This is a genomic window from Bradyrhizobium sp. FW305-F6, from assembly GCF_058782905.1.
In genome coordinates this window covers 1,770,183-1,791,565 of record NZ_JBYSYD010000002.1, presented here as the reverse complement: position 1 = coordinate 1,791,565, position 21,383 = coordinate 1,770,183, and the positions used below count along the sequence as shown (strand labels likewise).

The 21,383-nt window shown below is 65.5% G+C and carries 19 protein-coding genes; 5 read left to right on the top strand and 14 right to left on the bottom strand.

The window, feature by feature from the left end:
• Window positions 1-7: 7 nt before the first annotated feature.
• Complete coding sequence (gene soxY / locus AC3WLX_RS19830) at window positions 8-493, bottom strand: thiosulfate oxidation carrier protein SoxY (RefSeq protein ID WP_492337213.1); 486 nt, start codon at window positions 491-493, stop codon at window positions 8-10.
• A 25-nt stretch (window positions 494-518) separates the two neighbouring features.
• The gene (gene soxX, locus AC3WLX_RS19825) at window positions 519-875 is read right to left on the bottom strand and encodes a sulfur oxidation c-type cytochrome SoxX (RefSeq protein WP_492337212.1); all 357 of its coding nucleotides are present in this window, start codon (window positions 873-875) and stop codon (window positions 519-521) included.
• A gap of 232 nt (window positions 876-1,107) precedes the next feature.
• Here soxX and AC3WLX_RS19820 point away from each other — a divergent pair, with 232 nt between their 5' ends.
• Window positions 1,108-1,779, top strand: coding sequence for a DUF938 domain-containing protein (locus AC3WLX_RS19820; RefSeq protein ID WP_492337211.1), 672 nt, complete (start codon window positions 1,108-1,110; stop codon window positions 1,777-1,779).
• Between the two features lie 189 nt (window positions 1,780-1,968).
• On the opposite strand, the gene AC3WLX_RS19815 is transcribed toward AC3WLX_RS19820, so the two are convergent.
• A complete protein-coding gene (locus tag AC3WLX_RS19815; RefSeq protein ID WP_492337210.1) occupies window positions 1,969-4,038 on the bottom strand; it encodes a prolyl oligopeptidase family serine peptidase in 2,070 nt (689 codons plus the stop codon).
• Window positions 4,039-4,250: 212 nt separating this feature from the next.
• Between AC3WLX_RS19815 and AC3WLX_RS19810 the strand changes: the two genes are divergently transcribed.
• Together AC3WLX_RS19810 and AC3WLX_RS19805 are read left to right on the top strand one after the other, a co-directional pair.
• Window positions 4,251-5,498: an MFS transporter gene (locus tag AC3WLX_RS19810; RefSeq protein ID WP_492337209.1), complete on the top strand. Its 1,248-nt coding sequence runs from the start codon at window positions 4,251-4,253 to the stop codon at window positions 5,496-5,498.
• A 239-nt stretch (window positions 5,499-5,737) separates the two neighbouring features.
• The gene (locus tag AC3WLX_RS19805; RefSeq protein WP_492337208.1) at window positions 5,738-6,982 is read left to right on the top strand and encodes an MFS transporter; all 1,245 of its coding nucleotides are present in this window, start codon (window positions 5,738-5,740) and stop codon (window positions 6,980-6,982) included.
• 81 nt (window positions 6,983-7,063) lie between these two features.
• Here the strand turns inward: AC3WLX_RS19805 and AC3WLX_RS19800 are convergent, their stop codons facing one another.
• A complete protein-coding gene (locus AC3WLX_RS19800; RefSeq protein ID WP_492337207.1) occupies window positions 7,064-7,558 on the bottom strand; it encodes a VOC family protein in 495 nt (164 codons plus the stop codon).
• A 162-nt stretch (window positions 7,559-7,720) separates the two neighbouring features.
• Complete coding sequence (locus tag AC3WLX_RS19795; RefSeq protein WP_492337206.1) at window positions 7,721-8,266, bottom strand: carboxymuconolactone decarboxylase family protein; 546 nt, start codon at window positions 8,264-8,266, stop codon at window positions 7,721-7,723.
• Between the two features lie 135 nt (window positions 8,267-8,401).
• On the opposite strand from AC3WLX_RS19795, the gene AC3WLX_RS19790 reads away from it, so the two are divergent.
• The gene (locus AC3WLX_RS19790) at window positions 8,402-9,601 is read left to right on the top strand and encodes an acyl-CoA dehydrogenase family protein (protein ID WP_492337205.1); all 1,200 of its coding nucleotides are present in this window, start codon (window positions 8,402-8,404) and stop codon (window positions 9,599-9,601) included.
• Window positions 9,602-9,750: 149 nt separating this feature from the next.
• Window positions 9,751-10,890 carry an acyl-CoA dehydrogenase family protein gene (locus tag AC3WLX_RS19785; protein WP_492337204.1) on the top strand — a complete coding sequence of 380 codons (1,140 nt, stop codon included), beginning with the start codon at window positions 9,751-9,753 and terminating at the stop codon, window positions 10,888-10,890.
• A gap of 144 nt (window positions 10,891-11,034) precedes the next feature.
• On the opposite strand, the gene AC3WLX_RS19780 is transcribed toward AC3WLX_RS19785, so the two are convergent.
• The 9 genes from AC3WLX_RS19780 to AC3WLX_RS19740 form a co-directional block, all read right to left on the bottom strand.
• Entirely contained in the window at window positions 11,035-12,072 is a 1,038-nt protein-coding gene (locus tag AC3WLX_RS19780) for an amino acid ABC transporter substrate-binding protein (protein WP_492337325.1), read from the bottom strand.
• A gap of 129 nt (window positions 12,073-12,201) precedes the next feature.
• Entirely contained in the window at window positions 12,202-12,795 is a 594-nt protein-coding gene (locus AC3WLX_RS19775) for a L,D-transpeptidase (RefSeq protein WP_109142148.1), read from the bottom strand.
• Between the two features lie 397 nt (window positions 12,796-13,192).
• Window positions 13,193-14,167, bottom strand: coding sequence for a hypothetical protein (locus AC3WLX_RS19770; RefSeq protein WP_492337203.1), 975 nt, complete (start codon window positions 14,165-14,167; stop codon window positions 13,193-13,195).
• Window positions 14,168-14,267: 100 nt separating this feature from the next.
• On the bottom strand, window positions 14,268-14,831 hold the full coding sequence (locus AC3WLX_RS19765) for a thioredoxin family protein (protein ID WP_492337202.1): 564 nt from the start codon (window positions 14,829-14,831) through the stop codon (window positions 14,268-14,270).
• 31 nt (window positions 14,832-14,862) lie between these two features.
• Window positions 14,863-15,561, bottom strand: coding sequence for a cytochrome c biogenesis CcdA family protein (locus AC3WLX_RS19760; RefSeq protein WP_492337201.1), 699 nt, complete (start codon window positions 15,559-15,561; stop codon window positions 14,863-14,865).
• Window positions 15,562-15,871: 310 nt separating this feature from the next.
• Window positions 15,872-16,483 carry a sigma-70 family RNA polymerase sigma factor gene (locus AC3WLX_RS19755; protein WP_291625899.1) on the bottom strand — a complete coding sequence of 204 codons (612 nt, stop codon included), beginning with the start codon at window positions 16,481-16,483 and terminating at the stop codon, window positions 15,872-15,874.
• Between the two features lie 357 nt (window positions 16,484-16,840).
• Window positions 16,841-17,578, bottom strand: coding sequence for a response regulator (locus AC3WLX_RS19750; protein ID WP_291625901.1), 738 nt, complete (start codon window positions 17,576-17,578; stop codon window positions 16,841-16,843).
• 10 nt (window positions 17,579-17,588) lie between these two features.
• Complete coding sequence (locus tag AC3WLX_RS19745; RefSeq protein WP_291625903.1) at window positions 17,589-19,334, bottom strand: ATP-binding response regulator; 1,746 nt, start codon at window positions 19,332-19,334, stop codon at window positions 17,589-17,591.
• The gene (locus tag AC3WLX_RS19740) at window positions 19,304-21,382 is read right to left on the bottom strand and encodes a sensor histidine kinase (protein ID WP_291625905.1); all 2,079 of its coding nucleotides are present in this window, start codon (window positions 21,380-21,382) and stop codon (window positions 19,304-19,306) included. The genes AC3WLX_RS19745 and AC3WLX_RS19740 overlap by 31 nt, the downstream gene beginning before the upstream one ends.
• Window position 21,383 lies beyond the last annotated feature (1 nt).

Genomic DNA, 21,383 nt, shown 5'->3' with positions numbered 1-21,383 from the left:
GCCTCGCTTAGCCGCCGCAGCCGCCGACGGTGACCTTGACCTCTTTGGTCGCGCTGTAGAGCTTGCCGTCGGCTTCCACGATCGCGGTCAATCTGGTGGTCTTGGCCATCTTCAGCCGGTTGGCGACGGCGGGGATCGTGCCGTCGGGAATCCTGTAGCTTGCCGCCAGCGCGTTCGGGTTCTCCGCCACGAAGAACGAGATCGAGCTGACCTTGTCCAGCGTCGTCGTCACCGAGATCGGCACGACGCCGCCGTTCTCGGCGATCTCCGGCGCATCGAGCTTGACCTTGTCCGACGGCTCGGCGGTCTTGCCGTAAAGCGCCTTGATCGCGTCGGCCTCGTTCTTCTGCTTGAAGGCATCTTCCGGATATTTGTCGTTCGCCGCGGCGCGCGCCGGCCCGAACGGCAGATTGCCGAGGCCGAGCAACGCGACCGAAGCTGCGCCCTGAAGGATCAGGCGCCGCGTCGCATGAGGGCCGCTGATCGTGGTCATCTCGAATCTCCTCGGCCGCGGGCCGTTACAGGGTCTGCAGGAAATCAACGATCGCGTTGATCTCCTGTTCGGTCAAAATCCGGTTTCTGCCGAATGGCGGCATCATGGTCTGCGGATTGCGCTTGGTCTCGTCGAAGATGATTGCGAACAGCTCGTCGCGGTCGGGGTATCTGGCCTTGATGTCCTTCAGTTCGGGCCCGATCGTTCCGGGCAGATCGCCGCCCTTGATGACGTGGCAGGTCAGGCAATTGCCCTTGCCGCGATCGAAGGCGAGCTTCCGGCCCTCAGTCGCTGCGGACTGCGCCCCCGCCGGGGCGATCGCCGCGCCGGCGAGCAGGGCCAGCGCAGCAAGCGAAGCGGGCTTGCAAGGAAAGGCGGTCAAGGCATCGTCCCGAAAGCGGTATGTCGATGATGTCGTTTGCGGAATGGTTCAAAAGCACAAAGGCGAGAGCCTGACAATCAAGACTATGCACGCGGCAAAATGGAGTTAATATCCTCCGCATTGCAACCGATGGGATAGTTCGTTCATCGGATGGGCTTGGGCTAGCAAATTATTCTCGGGCGTTTGGCCCTTTCGGCTTCTTTTACTGGTTCGCATTTTTTGGGGACGTCACTTGGCTGAATATGTCGTCGAATTTGGCAGGGATGGCGGCCGGGTCGAGTCGGACGGCCGGCTCGATGCGCCGGCCTTCCATCGCAATTACGAGCCGATCTGGGCCGCGCTCGAGAAACATCTCGCCGGTGCGACCGGTAATGTCGTGGAACTCGGCAGTGGCACCGGCCAGCACGTCGTTCATTTTGCCCGCCACACGCCCGGCCTGATCTGGTGGCCGAGCGATCTCAACCAGCGCCATCTCAAGAGCATCGAAGCCTGGCGCGTGCATGCGGGCCTGCCGAACATCCGCCCGCCTCTGAGGATCGACCTCACCGATCCCGACTGGTCCTCGGAGATGAAGAGCGGGCAGGGGCCGACGAGCCTTGCCGCGGTGTTCTGCGCCAACGTCATTCACATCGCACCCTGGGCGGTGGCCGAAGGCCTGTTCGCCGGCGCCGGCCGATATCTGCGCAACGACGGCAAGCTGTTCCTCTACGGCCCCTTCAAGCGCGACGGCAAGCACACCGCGCTCAGCAATGCGGTGTTCGACACCTCATTGCGCGAAGGCAATCCGGAATGGGGCGTGCGTGACATCGGCGACGTGGAGAAGCTGGCAAAGGCAGTCGGCCTCAGCCTGCTCGATGCGATCGAGATGCCCGCGAACAATCTGACGCTTGTGTTTGCGCGCTAGCCACAAGGGCGGCGCGCTTCCTCCCCCGCCTGCGGGGGAGGGCGGGGGAGAGGGTGTCTCCGCAACGGAACAATCCCCTAGAGCAGAAAGCCCTCACCCGCCGCGCTCTTAGAGCGCGTCGGCCTCTCCCGCGAGCGGGAGAGGCAAGAACCCGGTCGCCGGGCTCGCGCTGATGCGATCAAGACGGCGTCACGTCTCCCCATCCTTCCACCCGATCCTCTCCTTCAAGAACCGAAAACCCAGCACCTCGAAGCTCGCGCGCTCCCTGTTGTCCTTGCCGTAGCCGTGGCCGCCGGCGGCCGGCTCGTAGAACCAGGCCTCGTAACCCATCGCCTGAAGCTTTGCCGCCATCTTGCGGGCGTGGCCGGGATGAACGCGGTCGTCGCGCCGCGTGGTGGCGATCAGGATCGGCGGATAGGGCTGGCCGGCTTTCACGTTGTGATAGGCCGAGTAGGTCTTCAGCCACTCCCACTCGTCGGGCTTGTCGGGATCGCCATATTCGGCAATCCAGCTCGCGCCGGCGAGCAGCTTGGTGTAGCGGCGCATGTCGATGAGGGGGATGGTGCAGAACAGCGCGCCGAAGCGTTCGGGATAGCGCACCAGCATGTTGGTGATGAGGATGCCGCCGTTCGATCCGCCCTGCGCAGCGATGCGTTTCGGCTGCGTCACGCCGCGCCGGACGAGATCGGCAGCGACCGCGGCGAAATCGTCGTGCGAGAGCTTCTTGCCGGCGAGCCGCCCGGCATCGTGCCAGCGCGTCCCGAACTCGCCGCCGCCGCGCAGATTCGCCTGCACCGTCGTGCCGCCGCGCTCCAGCCAAAGCTTGCCGAGCGATGCGTTGTAATACGGCTTCACCGCGAGGCCGAAGCCGCCATAGGCGCTCATATAGACCGGCGCATCGCCGGTCTCCCCGGCGGGGCCCGTCTGCACATAGGGAATGCGCTCGCCGTCGATCGAGACCGCCTCGTGCTGGGTCACTGTGAGGCCCTCGGCGGTGAATGTCTTTGGCGCCTGCTTCAGCACGATCGGGCTGGCGACGCCGCGCTCGATCAGCAGTAGCGATGGCGGCGTGAGCGGGTCCTGTACATTGGCGAGCAGATCCCCGTTGCTTTCGGAGGGATGGCGATCGAGCGTCCAGACGTCGACGACGCCGATCCGGGGCAACCCCGGCAGCGTCTCGCGGCTCCAGCCCGCGGCGGATGGTGTGCAGACCTCGAATTGGGGGCGCAGCTCGTCGAGAATCGAGAGCACGAGCTTGCCCGCCGTCCAGAACAGGCCTTGCAAAGCGCGACGCGGTGCCGGCTCGAACAGCACGGCAAAATCGCGGCTGCCGTCCAGGAATGCCGCCAGCGAGATGCCGAGCACGCTATCTGTGGCATAGGTTCTCCCCTCCACAGTCCAGTCCTCGCGCAGCTTGATCGCGAACCAGTCGCCGTGCGCCTGCATCCAGACGCCGGTCGGCAGATCGAGCTTCGTCATGCGACCGTCCGCATCGCGCAGCCAGATCGCGCCGTTGAAGAAGTCGATCTGGTCGACGATCCAGACGCGCGGCTCGGGTCCGGTGTCGTCGGCCATGCCGTGGATCACCATGTGATCGGCCGCGGTCTCGATGATCACCTCCGCCTGATCGACAGGCTGGCCGCGCCGCCACAGCCGAACCGTCCGCGCATAGCCCGAGCTCGTCGCCATGTCCTCGCCATGGGCGCTCGACAGCAGCAGCGTGTCGGCATCGAGCCAGTCGACGCCGCCCTTCGCTTCCGGCAGCGTGAAGCCGTCGGTCAAGAAGCGCTTCGTCTCCAAGTCGAATTCCCGCAGCGTCACGGCATCGCTGCCCCCGCGCGACAGGCTCAGAATGGCGCGCGAGCTTGCGGGCATCGTGGCGATCCCGCTCAGCAACCAGTCCTCGCCTTCGTCGCGTGCGAGCTGATCGATGTCCAGCATGATGTCCCACGCGGGAGTGGATTTACGAAATTCCGTCAGCGAAGTCCGCCGCCACAGGCCGCGCGGGTTGGCGGTGTCCTTCCAGAGATTGTGCAGGTCGGAGCCGCGCCGGCTGACATAGGGAATGTTGTCGGGGCGGTCATAGATCGCGGCGAGGAGATCGCGGTCGTGCTCGAAGGCCTTGCCGCCGAACGCGCTGAGCGTCAGGCTGTTCTGACGCTCGACGAAATCGAGCGCCTGTGTGCCCTCGATCTCCTCCAGCCACAGCCAGGGATCGTCGTCGGGAGCGCGAAGCGTGGGCCTGTCGTCGACGGACATGAAACGTAACTCCCGGGAGGATCGCGGCGGATAGGATTTGATCGAGCGCAAGCCGTCAAGCTCGCGCGCCGCTATCATCCCGCCGATTGCGTCAGGGGCATGGCCCGCGCCCGTTTGCGCCGGTTGCCGGCCCTCTCCCGCCTCTCCATAGTGCCGCGAATCAACAAGGCCTATGAAAATTCCCTGGAAAGCCCGTTGGGGCGGAAATCCCGATGCTTGACGTGACTGCAGCCAATGAGATCGCCGCCGATGCCCGCGTGCGCGCCAACGTCGTGCGCCTTGCCGCCGCGCAGGCGCTGACCGGCGCCAACTCGGCCGTGATCTTCGCCACCGGCGCGATCGTCGGCGCCACGCTCGCGCCCGACATGTCGCTCGCGACCGTGCCGATCTCGATGTATGTGGTCGGGCTTGCCGCCGGCACGCTGCCGACCGGCGCGATCTCGCGCCGCTTCGGCCGCCGCGCCGCCTTCGTCATCGGCACGGGTTTCGGCACGCTCACAGGCCTGCTCGGCTCGTTCGCGATCCTGCGCGGCTCGTTCGTGCTGTTCTGCCTGGCAACCTTCCTCGGCGGCCTCTACGGCGCTGTGGCGCAATCCTATCGCTTCGCCGCCGCGGACGGTGCCAGCGCGGCGTACCGTCCCAAGGCGGTGTCCTGGGTGATGGCGGGCGGCGTGTTCGCCGGGGTGCTCGGTCCGCAGCTCGTGCAGTGGACCATGGACGTCTGGCAGCCATATCTGTTTGCCTTCAGTTTCCTGGTGCAGGCGGCCGTCGCGCTGGTCGCGATGGGCATCGTCGCCGGCGTCGACATGCCCAAGCCCGCGCCGGCAGATCTGCATGGCGGGCGGCCGCTGCTCACCATCGTGACGCAGCCGCGCTTCATCGCGGCGGCGCTGTGCGGCGTGATCGCCTATCCCATGATGAACCTGGTGATGACTTCGGCGCCGCTCGCGATGAAGCTGTGCGGCCTGTCGGTGTCCGATTCCAATTTCGGCCTGCAATGGCACATCGTCGCCATGTACGGGCCGAGCTTCTTCACGGGCTCGCTGATCGCCCGCTTTGGTGCGCCCAAGATCGTGGCCGCCGGATTGTTGCTGGAAGCGGGCGCGGCCGGCATCGGCCTGTCGGGCCTCACCGCCATGCATTTCTGGGCTACGCTCGTCGTGCTCGGCGTAGGCTGGAATTTCTCCTTCATCGGCGCGTCCGCGCTGGTGCTGGAGACGCACCGGCCGCAGGAGCGCAACAAGGTGCAGGCCTTCAACGATTTCCTGGTGTTCGGCATGATGGCGATCGGCTCGTTCTCCTCGGGCCAGCTGCTCGCCAATTACGGCTGGTCCGCGGTGAACCTGGTGGTGTTCCCGCCTGTCGTGCTGGGCCTCGCCGTGCTCTCGCTGGTCTCCTGGGCGAAGCGCCGTAAGGCGCGGCTGGAGGCGGCCATGGGCGAGTTTCCTGACGCGGTGTGAGTGGCGGGAGGTTGTCAGCAGCGTTGATGCTTCGATCGCCGTCGAAGTGATTTTCGGGTGAGGGTCGGTTAGATGTCGTCATGGCCGGGCCTGTTCCGGCCATCGACGGCTTCAAATGTTGCCGTCATTCCGGGGCACCCGAAGGGTGAACCCGGAATCTCGAGAGTCTCAGCTGCGCAATTGCGCACCATAGTTCGATGCTTTCGCATCGCGCCGGAATGACGGTGGGGAAGCAACGCATGCTCGATGACCCTCAACAGCCCAAGATCGACGAATCCTCGCTCCGCTACGAAGGCTGGCGCATCGTCGCGGTCTGCTTCCTGCTCGCCACCTTCGGCTGGGGCCTCGGCTTCTACGGCCAGAGCGTCTACGTCGCCGAGCTGCAGCGCGCCCATGGTTGGTCGGCGTCGCTGATCTCGTCGGGCACGACGTTCTTCTATCTCTTCGGCGCGCTGCTGGTCGTTTTCGTCGGCGAAGCCGTGCGAAAATACGGTCCGCGGCTCTGCCTGGTCGTTGGCACGCTGGCGATGGCGGCGGCCGCGGTCGCGATCGGCGCCGTGCGCGAGCCCTGGCAGCTCTATCTTGCCGATGCCGTGCTCGCCTTCGGCTGGGCCGGCACCAGTCTCGCCATGATCACCAACACCATCAGCCTCTGGTTCGACCAGAAGCGCGGCATGGCGATCAGCCTCGCGCTCAATGGCGCCAGCTTCGGCGGCATCGTCGGCGTGCCGCTGCTGGTGATGTTGATCGGCCATGTCGGCTTTGCCAGCGCGATGTACGCCACGGCCGGCGCCATGCTGGTGTTGCTGCTGCCGGTCATCCTGCTTGCCGTCGGCCGTCCGCCCGAACATCATGGCTGGCACGCGGCAGCGAAGGCGAAGCCGCAATCGTCGACCGAGATCCGCGCCTGGGCGCTGCGGGATGTCGGCTTCCTCACGGTGACCGTCGCCTTCGCCCTGGTTCTGTTCGCCCAGGTCGGCTTCATCGTGCACCTGATCTCGTTCCTCGATCCCGTGATCGGCCGCGAGCGTGCGGCCGTGGCCGTCGCCGTGCTGACCGCGATGGCGGTGGTTGGCCGGGTGCTGTTCTCGCTGGTGATCGACTGCCTCAACCAGCGCCTGGCGTCCGCGCTGTCGTTTCTCAGCCAGGCCGTGGCGCTTGTCGTCGTCATCAACCTGCAAAACGACTACGTGCTGATCGCGGCCTGCGCCTTGTTCGGTTTCTCTGTCGGCAATTTGATCACGCTGCCGTCGCTGATCGTGCAGCGGGAGTTCGCCAGCGCCTCGTTCGGCGTGCTGATCAGCCTCAACACCGCGATCAACCAAGTTACCTACGCATTCGGCCCCGGCATCGTCGGCGCCCTGCGTGACTGGTCCGGCGGCTACACGCTGCCGTTCTATCTCTGTGTCGCGCTGGAGGTGGCCGCGGCTGCGCTGATCATGGTGCGAGGGAAGCCAAGGGCAGGCTCTCGTAGGGTGGATTAGCCGAAGGCGTAATCCACCAATCTTGTTCTGCATTTGTTGAAGCATGGTGGGTTACGGCTTCGCCTAACCCACCCTACGGCATCACGCCTCCCGCTCCCTCAGCAAACCCTCCACATCGAGCCGCTTGGTGAACATCGCGAGCTTGCCGTCCGGCCCGAGCGGCCATTGCTCCTTCGGCTTGTCCCAATACAGCTCGACGCCGTTCTCGTCAGGATCGCGCAAATAGAGCGCCTCGCTGACGCCGTGGTCGCTGGCGCCGTCGAGCGCAATGCTTGCCGTGAGCACCCGGTGCAGCGCATCCGCCAGCGCCGGCCGCGTCGGATAGAGGATGGCGGTATGATACAGGCCGGTCGTGCCGGGCGGCGGCGGCGAGCCGCCCTTGCTTTCCCAGGTGTTGAGCCCGATGTGGTGATGATAGCCGCCGGCCGAAATGAAGGCCGCGCCCGAGCCCATCTTCTGCATCAGCTCGAAGCCGAGCACGCCGCAATAGAAGGCGAGCGCACGATCGAGATCGGCGACCTTGAGGTGGACGTGGCCGATCCTGGTGCCGGCGGGAATCGCCTGGTTATCCGACATGTGAATGCTCCCTTGAAGGCATGGACATAAGTTCGGCGCGGGGAGCGCGCTACGGGCCGATCCCGAAACCCATCGTTTCCGAACGGAGACCAATTGGTGTCAGCGCCGGGCAGAGGTCCACCTCTCCCCGCTGGGAAGAGGTGAACACCGGCTGCACTCGCTCTAAGCCAGCTCCGACACCTCGCCCTCGGGCAGGTCGAACTCGAACGTGTTCAGCGTCATCGACACCAGCGTGTAATAGCCGCACAGCCCGATCACCTCGACCACGCCGCGCTCGCCGAGCAGCTTCACCGCCTCGTCGTACAGTCCCTTTTCGACTCCGTGGCCCTCGTGCAGGGACTTTGCGAGGTCGTAGATCATCTTCGCCATGGGATCGTCGAAGTCGGGGGGGCGGCGGTCCCGGATCGCATCGATGATCTCGGCCTTCATGCCGCCGGCGAGCGCGAGGCGCTTGTGCGCGTACCATTCGTAATGCGCGGTCCAGTGCCGCGCCGTCACCAGGATCGCGATCTCCGAAAGCCTGGCCGGGAAGATCGTGTCGAAGCGCATGACCTCGCCGAGCCGTGTGGCATGGCGCGCCATCTCCGGGCTGTTGAGCCAGGCCATCATCGGCGGCGGCGGCTGGCCGCGCTTGCCCGCGATCGACTCGTCATAGGTCTGCCGCTGGCTCTCGTTCATTTCGCCAGGCGAAAGAAGTTTCAGGCGCATCCTCGTTTCCTCTTTGTTTTCAAGCACCGTCTTGCCGCGGACTATAGCCGAATGCGGCTCGCGGAAGTGGTTGAATTCCGCGGGGGCTTGGCCCAGAGTCGTGCCCAACAAGTCTTTTGATTGATGGAAACGACCATGAGCGACACTGAAACCGCCGAGCTCGAAACATTCCGCAACGAGACGCGCGCCTGGCTGGAGGCCAACTGCCCGCCGGAGATGCGCAAGCCTGCAACCTCGGATGCCGACGTGTTCTGGGGCGGGCGCAACGCCAAGTTCTCGTCCGAGCCGCAGCGCGTCTGGTTCGAGCGCATGCGCGACAAGGGCTGGACCGTGCCCGACTGGCCGAAGGAATACGGCGGCGGCGGCTTAAGCGCTGCCGAGCACAAGGTGCTGCGCGCCGAGATGGCGCGGATCGGCGCCCGGCCGCCGCTGTCGAGCTTCGGCATCTGGATGCTCGGGCCGGCGCTCCTGAAATACGGCAACGACGCCCAGAAGAAGGAGCATCTGCCGAAGATCGCGGCGGGCGAGATCCGCTGGTGCCAGGGCTATTCCGAGCCGAACGCCGGCTCCGATCTCGCCTCGCTCCAGACCCGCGCCGAGAGCGACGGCGACGACTTCATCATCAACGGCCAGAAGATCTGGACCTCCTACGCCAATTACGCCGACTGGATCTTCTGCCTGGTGCGCACGGATCCCGCGGCGAAGAAGCATGACGGCATCAGCTTCATCCTGTTCGACATGACGTCCAAGGGCGTCTCGACCAAGCCGATCTTGCTGATCTCGGGCTATTCGCCGTTCTGCGAGACCTTCTTCGACAATGTCCGCGTGCCGAAGTCGCACGTGGTCGGCACCGTCAACCGCGGGTGGGACGTCGCGAAATACCTGCTCCAGCACGAGCGCGCGATGATCTCGGGCATGGGCGAGCGCGGCATCGGCCGTCCGCTCGGCCAGATCGCGGCCGACACCGTCGGCACCGATGGGCAAGGCAGGCTCGACGATGTCATGCTGCGCGGCGAGATCGCGCGCTTCGATGTCGATGAAGCCGCGCTGGCTGCCTGCGCCGAACGCGCGGTCGATCTCGCCAAGGCGGGACAGGCGCATCCCGCCTTCTCCTCGGCCATGAAATATTACGGCACCGAGCTCAACAAGCGACGCCATGAGATCCTGATGTCCGCCGGCGGCGTCGATGCCCTGGAATGGGAGAGCGAGCGTTCAGGGCAAGGCGCGAAGCCGCGCGCCTGGCTGCGCACCAAGGCGAACTCGATCGAGGGCGGCACCTCCGAGGTCATGCTCGGCATCGTCGCCAAGCGCATCCTGGACCTGCCGGGGGCGTGAGCGACGCTTTCACCACCCGTCATTCCGGGGCGCGCATAGCGCGAGCCCGGAATCCATAACCACCAATCGGGAGTATGGATTCCGGGCCTGCGCCTGCGGCGCATCCCGGAATGACGAGACAACATAGATTTCGAACCGGAAGCACACACATGGCCCTCGTCCTCACCGAAGAACAATCGATGCTCCGCGACAGCGCACGCGGGCTGATCAGCGACAAGGCGCCGGTGTCGCACCTGCGCCATCTGCGCGACAGCAAGGACCGGATCGGCTTCTCCAAAGAGCTATGGCACGCCTTCGCCGAGATGGGCTTCGCCGGTCTTTTGGTCCCGGAAGAGTTCGGCGGCAGCGGTCTTGGCCATGTCGAGGCCGGCGTCGTCATGGAGGAGATCGGCCGCACGCTGGTGCCCTCGCCCTTCCTCGCCACCAGCGTGGTCGCGGCCTCTGCGCTCAACCGCGGCGGCAATGCCGCGCAGAAGTCGGAATACCTGCCGAAGATCGCGAGCGGGTCACTGCTCGCGACGCTCGCGATCGACGAGGGCGCAAAGCATCGCCCGCTCCAGACCAGCCTTCAAGCCGTGCGCGCCGGCAACGGCTTCAAGCTTTCCGGCACCAAGGCGCTGGTGGTCGACGGCCACGTCGCCGACCTCCTCATCGTCGCCGCGCGCACGGCCGGATCGGCCGGCGAGCGCGAGGGCCAGACGCTGTTCCTGGTCGATCCCAAAGCAAAGGGCGTGGCGATCGAACGCACCATCATGGTCGACGCGCACAACGCCGCGCGGATCGAGTTCGCCAATGTCGAGGTCACTGCCGACAGCGTGCTCGGCGAGGTCGATCAGGCGGCGGGCCTGCTCGATGGCGTTCTCGACATCGGCCGCGGCGCGGTCGCCGCCGAGATGGTCGGTCTCAGCGAGGAAGTGTTCAACCGCACCGTCGAGTACCTCAAGAGCAGAAAGCAGTTCGGCAAGCTGATCGGCGAATTCCAGGCGCTGCAGCACCGCGCCGCCGAACTCTATGTCGACATCGAGATCACCCGCGCCGCCACCATGAAGGCGCTGCAGGCGCTGGACGCCGACGTCGCCAAGGCCGCAGCCGCCGTCGCGGTCGCCAAGGCCCGCGCCGGCACCACCGCCACGCGCGCGGTGCAGGAAGGCGTGCAGATGCATGGCGGCATGGGCATGACCGACCAGTTCGACATCGGCTTCTTCATGAAGCGCGCGCGGGTGTGCGAGGAGCTGTTCGGCGATGCCAACTACCACACCGAGCAGCTGGCACGGGCGCGGGGGTATTGAGGCGCTCTCGTAGGGTGGGTTAGCGAAGCGTAACCCACCAACTTCGTTCGGTATACGCGGAAGCATGGTGGGTTACGCTCAGCAGATGCACCACGTGCCTCTGCAGAGCTAACCCACCCTACGACGCTTCGCCGGAGACATTCCTTACCGCATCGGCGGCGCGTATTGCACGCCGCCGGCGTTCCACAGCTGGTTCATGCCGCGGGGGATCTTCAGCTTGGACTTCTCGCCGATGTTGCGGTCGTACATCTCGCCGTAATTGCCGACGTGGCGGATGATGCGCGCCGCCCAGTCCTTCGTCAGCCCGAGCTGCTCGCCGTAACGGCCTTCGGTGCCGACGAGGCGCATCACTTCCGGCTTCTTCGACTTCAAGGCCTCGTCGATGTTCTCCGAGGTCACACCCAGCTCTTCGGCGTTGATCATGGCATACAGCGTCCACTTCACGATCATCATCCAGTCGTCGTCGCGCTGGCGCACGACGGGGGCGAGCGGTTCCTTGGAGATCATGTCCGGCAGGATCATGTGGTCGCCGGGCTTCGTCAGGTTCAGCCGCAGAGCATAGAGCTGAGAAACGTCGGCGGAGAACGTGTCGCACTTGCCGCTGTCGTAGGCCTTCACGACGTCGTTGAGATTATCGAACTTCACCTCTTCATACTTCATGTTGTTGACGCGGAAGTAATCGGCGACGTTGAGCGTCGTCGTGGTTCCGTTCTGCACGCAGATCTTGCTGTCGGCCAGTTCCAGCGAAGTCTCCTTGTTGCGCGCGCGCGGCACCATGAAGCCGACGCCGTCGTAATAGGCCACCGCCGGGAAATACAAATCGTAGTCGAGCTCGCGCGCCATGCTCCACGTCGTGTTGCGCGAGAGGATGTCCACCTTGCGGCTCTGCAGTTCCTTGAACCGTTCGTTGGCGTCGAGCGCGATGAACTTCGCCTTGCCGGGGTCATTGAAGATCGCGGCGGCCACCGCGCGGCAGAAATCGACGTCGAAGCCGGTCCAGTTGCCCTTGTCGTCGGGGATCGAGAAGCCCGGCAGGCCCTTGTTGACGCCGCACAGCACCTCGCCGCGGCGAACCGTGCGCTTCAAGGTGCGGGTGTCGTAGAATTCATAAATGATCGCGCCGACGGCGATCAGCACGGCGAGGGCGAGCCCGATCAGCAGGCCGCCACGAAAAGTGCGCATCATGTTGCTCTCTCGAAAAACCGGGAAAAGAAATCAGGCGAGGACGGAGAGCATGATCCGGATCCGGACGGGCGCGTTTGCGCAAGGCGCGCTATGGCCGTCCGAAGCGATCATGCCGGGATCATGACCTTAGAGCTCGGGCTTCTGCCGGATGACCACCTTGGTGCCGACGGGAACGCGATCGTAGAGGTCGGCGACGTCGGCGTTGACCAGACGGAAGCAGCCCGAGGACACCTTGGTGCCGATCGTGTCGGGTCGGTTGGTGCCGTGGATGCGGTAGACGGTGGTGCCGAGATACATCGCGCGCGCTCCCAGCGGATTGCCGGGGCCGCCGGCCATGAAGCGCGGCAGATAGGGCTGGCGCTGGATCATCTCCGGCGGCGGCGTCCAGTCCGGCCATTCCTTCTTGTTGGTGATGGTCACCAGCCCCTGCCACTGAAAGCCGTCGCGGCCGACGCCGATGCCGTAGCGGATCGCGCGCCCGCCGGGCTGCACCAGATAGAGGTGACGTTCGGCGGTCGAGACGATGATCGTGCCCGGCGGCTCGGTGGTGCGGAAGTAGACCACCTGCTTCTGCCATTCCGGCTCGAGCTGGTAACCGTCATCGGCGATCAGGCCCGGCTCGTCGCCGCGGTCCGGCTGCTGGGCGAAGGCATGCGGCGTGGACAGGACCAGTCCCATCGCAGCCACGAAAATCCCGGTCAGGCGACGAAAATCCGTCATTTCAAGCTCTCCCCGCTGCCACAGCGTAAATCATTCGGAACCATCAAACCTGAGGGGCAAGTTCATGGCAAGTTGATGGCGTGACGTCCTTGTATGTCACGAGAATACTTTGGTTTTTTGAAGCGGTCAGGCAATACCACAAACCGGGTATGGCGCGAAAAGCCTAGGCTTTACCGCAGCGGCGGCCCGCTCCCTCCCCCGCTTGCGGGGGCTGGGGAGAGGGTGTCCCCGCAAAGGGACACTCCCCCAGAGGAGAGAACCCTCACCCGCGCCGGAGCCTGTCATCGGGCGCGCCTTCGGCGCGACCCGGTGGGCGCGACCTCTCCCGCAAGCGGGAGAGGCTCCAGACTGAGCTCGCCGAAAATGGCCAACTTCGACAACTGGCAATCGAAGCGACTCAAATCTTGTTGTTCTCCGCGGCGATCCCCAGCCGCCTGACGATCTCCGTGGCCACGGCGCGGGCCTCGACGCGCGAGCCGACGCGGGGGCTGCGAAACCGCCGCCCCGAATGCAGCCGGATCACCACGATGCAGTGCTCGTCCTCGGAGCGGCCACGGCGCTCGACCGTGATCGATTTCACGTCGGGGCCGGCGATATGGTCCGCGCGCAGGGCACCGTCGCCCCACAGGCGCTCGACGCGAATCTCGTTGCGCCGGATGATCCAGAACGCGCCGGTGGCGCGGTTGGCATGGCGATAGACGGTGAATGCGGCGATTGCCCCCAGCGGCAGCAGCAGGATGTCCACATGGGTGGGGGCGAGGCCGCGCCATAGCTTGTAGGCATAGGGAATGGCGCACAGCGTCACGGCGATCAAGGCGACGATGCGGATGTCCCGCGGTGAAAACGGCTCGAGAGGCTCGCCGAGATGCATCTCGGGATTGCTGGCGTCGAGCGGATTGACCGGCTCCTCGACGTTGGGAACGTCGAAATGCGTCGCGATCCACGCCACGGTGTCACGGACATGGGTGACGTCGGCGATCGGCGGCGAGGTCAGGCGCTCTCCCGAGTGCAGCGTGAAGACGAGTTGAAAGCGGGCCTTCACCCGCTTGCTGCCGGGGACCTGCAGTGCCGTGATGTCGTTCTTCCCGACGACCCGGGTCTGGAGTTTTCCGAACGGACGCTGATGCCCGATCAGGATCTCGTTCGGCGTGATGATCCACACCACCGCCGGCGCCATCATGATGCCGACGACGAACCCCGCCCCCACGAGGAGAGCTGCCGACGAGATGATGATCTCCAGGGTGTCGTGTGTGAATAGGCCGGGCGTGAAGCACAACGCAACCGCGGCGGCACAGCCGGCCATGATCAGCCGCTGTGCGATCGAGGAGCCTTCACGAAGGCGGATGTCGCTATGGCTGGTCGTGTCGTCCATTGCGGGCGGCTGATTCCGATGGCGCGAAACTCCACGGACGGGTCCGTGGAGTCAAGCAACAAGGGCGACAACCGATGCCGGCCGCGTGCTCGCCCTGCGGTCAGCTGTCGAGGTTCAGCAGCCTCGCCACTGTGCGCTCGATCTGGTCATAGCTGCCTTCGCCGGCGTGTTGGAACACGATCTTGCCGCTGCGGTCGATGATGTACTGCGCCGGCCAATATTGGTTGCGATAGGCGTTCCAGGTCTTGGAATCATTGTCCTGTGCCACCGGATAGGTGATGCCGTGGCGCTTCAGCGCGGCCTGTACGTTCGCGGCCGACCGCTCGAACGGGAATTCCGGCGTGTGTACGCCGACTATCACGAGGCCCTTGTCCTTGTACTTGGCATAGAGGCCGGTGACGTGCGGCAGCGTGTTGACGCAGTTGACGCAGCCATAGGTCCAGAAGTTGACCAGCACGACCTTGCCGCGAAGATCGGCGATGCTGAGCGGTTTCGAGTTGAACCAGTTGTTGATGCCGGTGAAATCGGGCGCGGTTTGTTGGCTTGCGGCGGCGACGTGGAGCGGTGTTGCGCGGGAAACCTCGTCGCAGACTCCGGGGATGACGGCGCCGGTGACGGTGAAGCCGATCAGGGCGGCGGAAACAGCGAGCAGTTTAAGAGTCATGGAAGCGTCCTCCGGGTGAAATCTTCGACGGTCAGAGGCCGATCTGGCCGGTGGGATAGAAACGGGTGAGCCACGCCACGATCAGCGTGTCGTACTGGAAATACGCCGCGACGGCGAAGCCGATCACCACGACGCCAAAGCCCTGTTGCAGCCGCGGCGTGATGCGCGCGAGGCTGCGCACGCGCGTGGCCGCGGCCTGTCCGCCATAGGCGATCGCCAGCATCGGGATGGCCGCGCCGATGGCGTAGGCGACCAGCAGCGTGCCGGCCCAGGCAACATCCTTCGAGGTCGCGACCAGCGTCAGGATCGATCCGAGCACCGGGCCGGCGCAGGGCGTCCAGACCAGGCCCAGCGTGGTGCCGAGCACGAGGCCACCGAGTGCGCCTTCGCGCTGCGCGCCGTTCGAACTGCCGAGATCGAGCCAGCCATTGAGTCGTGCCGACAGCCACTCGAACGGCGCCGGCCACAGCATCAGCAGGCCGAATCCGAGCAGCAGGACCGATGCGGCTTCGCGCAGCACGTTCGGGTCGAAATCGAACAGCTGCGTGATAGCACCGAGCGCCAGCGCGACTGCGGAGAACGAGACGACGAAGCCGAGCGCGATCATCGCCGGCCGCAGATGCCCGACGCGCCCGATCGAGGCGCCGAGCAGGATCGGCAGCATCGGCAGCGTGCAGGGCGCGGCGATGGTAAGAATGCCGGCGAGAAGAGCGAAGAGGAGATCGAGCATTGGCCCTCGTGGATGGGGTCACGAGGGCAGTTCGCGTCTGGCGCGTCGCACGTTACGCGACGTCACGCGGTCGTGACGGCGCGGTCGTTGGGGAGGGCCGCGTCACCCTCAAATACAAAACGACCCGGACGGGGGCATCGTCCGGGTCGCTGGAGGTCTTGGGAGGTTTAACGAAACCGTATGTGAGCTTTATAGGGGGGAAGTTTTTCCGCCTGATGTTGTCGCTTGTTTCAATTGTTTCGTCGGCGGTAACGCTTTCGTGTCCGGGACAGGGCTGGAGCTCTGTCCTATCTCTTTGAAATCGTTCGATTTACGCGGCGAAGCGATCGACGCCGGCGCCCTTAAGCAAATCGGCCAATTGCTTGCGGGCATAGAACATCCGGGTCTTCACCGTGCTCTGAGGAATGCCGATGATCTGGCCGACCTCCTCCACCGACTTCTCGTGGTAGTAGACGAGGGTGATGATCTCGCGATGCGCCGGCGACAGCTTCTGCACGCAGGCGCGCAGGATGGCGCTGGTGTCGCTGCGGTCGAGCGAGGTCTCCGGCGTGTCGTGACCGTCGGGGATCTGGCGCACATCCTCCTGGTCGATGTCTTCGAACCGGCGCTGGCGCATCGCGGTCAGCGCCTTGAAGCGGGCGATCGAGAGCAGCCAGGTCGAGACCTGCGAGCGGCCCTGGAACTGGCCGGCGGTGCGCCACACGTCCAGGAACACCTGGCTGACGAGGTCTTCCGCCGTGGTGGCGTCGCGCACGATGCGCAGGATGAAGCGGTACACCCGCACATTGTGACGGCAATAAAGGATGTGCATGGCCGTCCGGTTGCCGTCGGCAATGCTCTCCAGAAGCATGTCGTCCGAGGTCGCCTGAGCGGCAATGATGCTCTGGCTGGCTTGGGCGTTGATGGCAATGACGTTCGGCATGACTTGGCTCCCCGTAGCGCCGCAACCGAGCGGCGTTTCCTTGAGCCGAAGTGTTAATGAGCCAACGTTTCGGGACGTCTGCACGAAAAGGGGAAAATGGTTTCGTGCGCCGCCAAATTGTTTCGTCGGACGGGATGCGACGAAACATTCAGGGCAAAAAACCTTGGAATTTCAATGTACGGGAAATACGGGGATGGGGATTTCGAGGCGGACGGGAGCAGCGGGAACGTATTTTGAGGGATTGCGTTCGGTTGCGCCACTTGCCCCGTCATTCCGGGGCGATGCGCAGCATCGAACCCGGAATCTCGAGATTCCGGGTTCGCCCTTCGGGCGCCCCGGAATGACGTCGGGCGCGACTTACGCCTTCTCGCCTTGCGGCGAGAACAGATAGCCGCCGCCGCGGATGGTGCGGATCACGGCCGGCTTGGCCGGGTCGGGCTCGATCTTGCGGCGGATCCGCATGATGCGCAGGTCGACGGCGCGGTCGAAGGCTTCGGCGTCGCGCGCGTTGGCAAGCTCGAGCAGGCGCTCGCGCGACAGCACGCGTTTCGGATTGGCCGCGAACACCTTCAACAGCCCGAACTCGGACGCGGTGAGCGGATGCTCGTTGCCCTCGTCGTCGCGCAAGGCCTGGGCTTCCAGATCGAGCCATTTGGTGCCGAACCGCACCAGCTGCTCCTTGTCCGATTTGGCCGCCGCAGAATCCGGCGCGGCCGCCTTGGCCGGCACGCTCCGCCGCAGCACCGAGCGGATGCGCGCCATCAGCTCGCGCAGCTCGCAGGGTTTTGCGACGTAGTCGTCGGCACCGAGCTCGAGCCCGACGACGCGGTCGATCGGGCTCGCCGTCGCCGTCAGCATGATGACCGGCACGTTGATCCGGCTCTTGAGGTCGCGGACGATCGAGAGCCCGTCTTCCTCGGGCATGTTGAGATCGAGCACGACGAGGTCGGGCATGCTGCCCTGGATCGCGGCGCGCAACGACTTGCCGCCGTCGCACAGCGTCACGGTGAAGCCGTGCATCTTGAGGTAATCGCCGACCATCTCCCGGGCCGGCGCCTCGTCGTCGACGATCATGATGTGCTGGCTTTGGGTCATGGTCTCTGCATCACGGCATTTCGGTCGCGGGGAGGGTGATGGTGAAGGTCGAGCCCTTGCCGGGGCCCTCGCTGTCGGCGGTGACCTCGCCACCATGCATGTCGACGATCCGCTTGACGATGGAGAGCCCGAGCCCCGTCGAGCTCTCGCCGGCGGTCGGCTTGGCCGACAGCCGCTGGAACCGGCCGAACAGGCGGCCGAGATCCTCCGGCGACAGGCCGGCGCCCTCGTCGCTGACGCGCACGATGGTGTCGCTGCCCTCGTGGACGACCTCGACGCCGATCTTGCCGCCGATCGGCGAGTACTTGATGGCGTTGCTGATCAGGTTGTCGATCGCCTCGCGGATGCGGTCGATGTCGCACATGGTGACGATGTTGGCCGGCGCGGTGACGCTGATCGCCTGCTGCTTGTTGACGGCGAGCGGCTGGTTGGCGTCGGCGACCTCCTTGACCAGCGCGGCGACGTCGACCGGCTCGCGGCGGATGGTGATGTCGAAGGCATCGGCCATCGCGTCCGAGATCAGATGGTCGACCATCGTGGTCAGGCGCTTGGTGGCGTCGCGGATGTGGTCGACCTGGGCGACCACGCCGCCTTCCGAGGCGCCGGTCGAGATCAGCTCCTTCAGCATCTCGGTGCGGCCGAGGATGACACCGAGCGGATTCTTCAGGTCATGCGCGACGGTGCCCAAAATCTCGTTCTTGAAGCCGTTGGCGCGCTGCAGCCGCAGCCATTGCGCCGAGAGCCGGCGATTGGCCTGCATCAGCGCGCGGGTGCGCTGGGCGACGCGGTCCTCGAGCTGGGTGTTGGCGTCCTGAAGCTGCTGGTAGAGGATGACGTTGTCGAAGGCGATCGAGAGCCGGCTCGAGAAGATCTCGACCAGCGAGCGGTCGGTCTCGGACAGCTCGCGCTCGGCCTGCAGCAGCACCACCACCTCGCGGCCCGATCCGGTGCGCAAATAGATCACGCTGCGGTGGTCGGCGAATTCGTTCTTGCGGCGCTGGAACGCGGCCTCCACCATCGCTCGCAGATCGGGATCGAGCGCCTTCGACGTGGTGGTGCCGATGAATCGGCTGTAGCAGCCGCTGCCGGCGAGCACGGAGAGCTCGGGATCGATGCCGCCATTGTCGCGCAGCACGAGGATGCCGGCGCAATCGACGTTGAGCAGCGAAGCGAGTTGGGTCAGCACGCCCTCGGCGAGCCGCTGCATCGACTTGAAATCGTACAGCGTCGAAGCCGCGTCGATGATGATCTCGAGCCCGCGCCGGGTCTGCACCATGCGCTCGAGCTGCTGGTAGGAGCGCAGCGCCGCGGTCAGCGAGGTGAAGAGCTTGTCGGCGGTAAGCTCGGTCTTGGCCTTGTAGTCGTTGATGTCGTACTGCACGATGACGCGCCGCTCCGGCGCCTGGCCTGGCTGGCCGGTGCGCAGGATGATGCGGACGGTCTCGTTCCGGATCTCGTTGCGGATGAACTCGACCAGCTCGAGGCCGGCGACGTCGGTCTCCATGATGACGTCGAGCAGCACGGCGGCGATGTCGTTGTGCGCGGCCATCAGCTTGCGGCCTTCCGCCGCGGAATAAGCCGACAGGATCTCCAGGCCCTGGCCGTTCAGGCTGTAATCGGAGAGAGCGAAACGGGTGCCGTCATGCACGGCCGGATCGTCGTCGATGACGGCGATCTTCCATTTCCGGGCATTGGCATCCTCCGACGCGGTACCGGTATCGTCGATCAGGTGGAGGACATCGTCCTGTTCGGCCATTGAGAAGTCCCGTCACTTTCTGTGCTCTGCGCGCCGCCTTTGGCGACGCGGGGCATGATAATGCGAAAAGTAGTGCCTTGTCCCAGCTTGGATTCCAGCATCATGCGACCGCCGAGCTGCTGGGTGACGAGGTTATAGACGATATGCAGGCCAAGTCCCGTGCCGCCTTCATTGCGCCGGGTGGTAAAGAAAGGGTCAAAGGCCTGGCGCTGCACGTCCGGGGTCATGCCGGCCCCGTCGTCGCTGAAGATGACCTCGATGTCGTCGGTCCCCCGCGGCCGGGCCGAGATCGCGATGGTGCCGGCGCGGCCGTCGGCGAAGGCGTGGTTGGCGGCGTTGAGGAACAGATTGGTCAGGATCTGGCCGTAGGAGCCGGGATAGCCGTCGAGCAGCAGCCCCTCGGGGACGTCGACCTGCAGCGTGATCGGGGAGCGCTTCAGCACCGGCTTGAGGCTGGCGATGATCTGGTCGGTGGCTTCGCTCAACGAGAACTGCCGCCGCTCGGCATGGGAGCGGTCGACCGCGACCTGCTTGAACGACTGGATCAGCTCGCCGGCGCGCTGGAGATTGGCGACCAGCTGCTGCGAGGCGTCGCGCGAGGACTGCACGAACTCCTCCAGCTGCGAGCGGCGCAGGCCGCCCTCGCCCCTGAGCTGGGCCTCGAAGATCTCGGTGCGCCGGGCAAAGCTCGAGGCCACCGTCAGGCTGATGCCGATCGGGTTGTTGACCTCGTGGGCGACGCCCGCAACGAGGCCGCCGAGCGCGGCCAGCCGCTCGGCGTCGATCAAATTCTGCTGCGCGGTATTGAGCTCGAGCAGCGCGCTCTCGGCCTTCTCCTTGGACGCGCGCAGCTCGTCCTCGGTCTCGCGCTTGGCGATCGCGTTCTCGCGGAACACTTCGACCGCGCGCGCCATGGCGCCGACCTCGTCTCTCGCCTTGGTGCCCTGCACCTCGCGGTGGAGGTCGCCGAGCGTGATCGCGCGCATCGCGGTCATGAGCTGCTGCAGCGGCAGGCGGATCGACAGCGCGATCAGGACGCCCGCCGTGAGGATGATGCCGAGGAAGATGATCGCGATCGTCAGCACCCGGCGGGAAATGTCGGCCAGCGTGCGGTCGAACGTCTCCTGCGCCTTCTGCTCGCGCTGGCGCATCTTGGTCGAGAGGTCGTCGATGGCCCCGATCGCCTCGGCCTGGCTGGCGTCGATGGTGTTGCGCAGCAGCTCGGTGCGGCTCGCGAGCTGTTCGGACAGTTTGGCAAAGCCTTCGCGCAGCGCTGCGGTGCGGGAGGCGAGCCGCCGCAAGGCCATCTTCTGGAGATCGTTGTCGGCGAGATCGATCATGACCGGAATGGTCTTCTCGATCGTCTCGGTGTGACGGCGGGCGTCGTCGGCCGCGCCTGCCGACTGCGACAGATAGTAGGAATTGGCCGCCACCAGCATCGCGGTGAAGGCCTCGCGCGACTTGCCGAGCGAGGGCCAGATCAGCGCGTCGCGATGGCCGGTGGCGCCTTCGATGATGGAATAGAGGCCGGCCATGTCCCGGGCCGGGCCCTGCACCTGCTCCTCATAGGTCTTTGCGATGGTGGCCTGCACGCCGCGCAGCTCGCCGAAGCCGTTGAGGAAGCGGTCGGTGGTGCGCTCCAGCTCCTCGACCGAGCCCGACAGCATCGGGTCCTTGGCGGCGCGGTTGGACAGCGTGCCCAGCACCGCCTCGCGCAGCAGGAGGATCTCGGCGAACAGGTCCGGGCTCGGCTGGTTGATGTAGCGGTGGATCAGATTGTGCAGGCGGCCCGTCTCGCTTTCGAGCAGCGCCAGGATGCGGTCGGATTCGCGCACCTGCCGCACGTCGTCCCAGGCCGAGCCCAGCACCTGCGCGCCGTTCCAGATCATCGCCACCAGCACCACCACGACGGCGGAATTCAGCGCCGCGATCGACAGGATGCGCCAGCGGATCGGCACCGCGCGCAGCACGCCGACGAGACGCGCGCGCAGCTGCCCGGCCGGGCCCGGCGGCCGCTCCGCGTGCTCGTGATGTCCAAGTGCAGCCAAC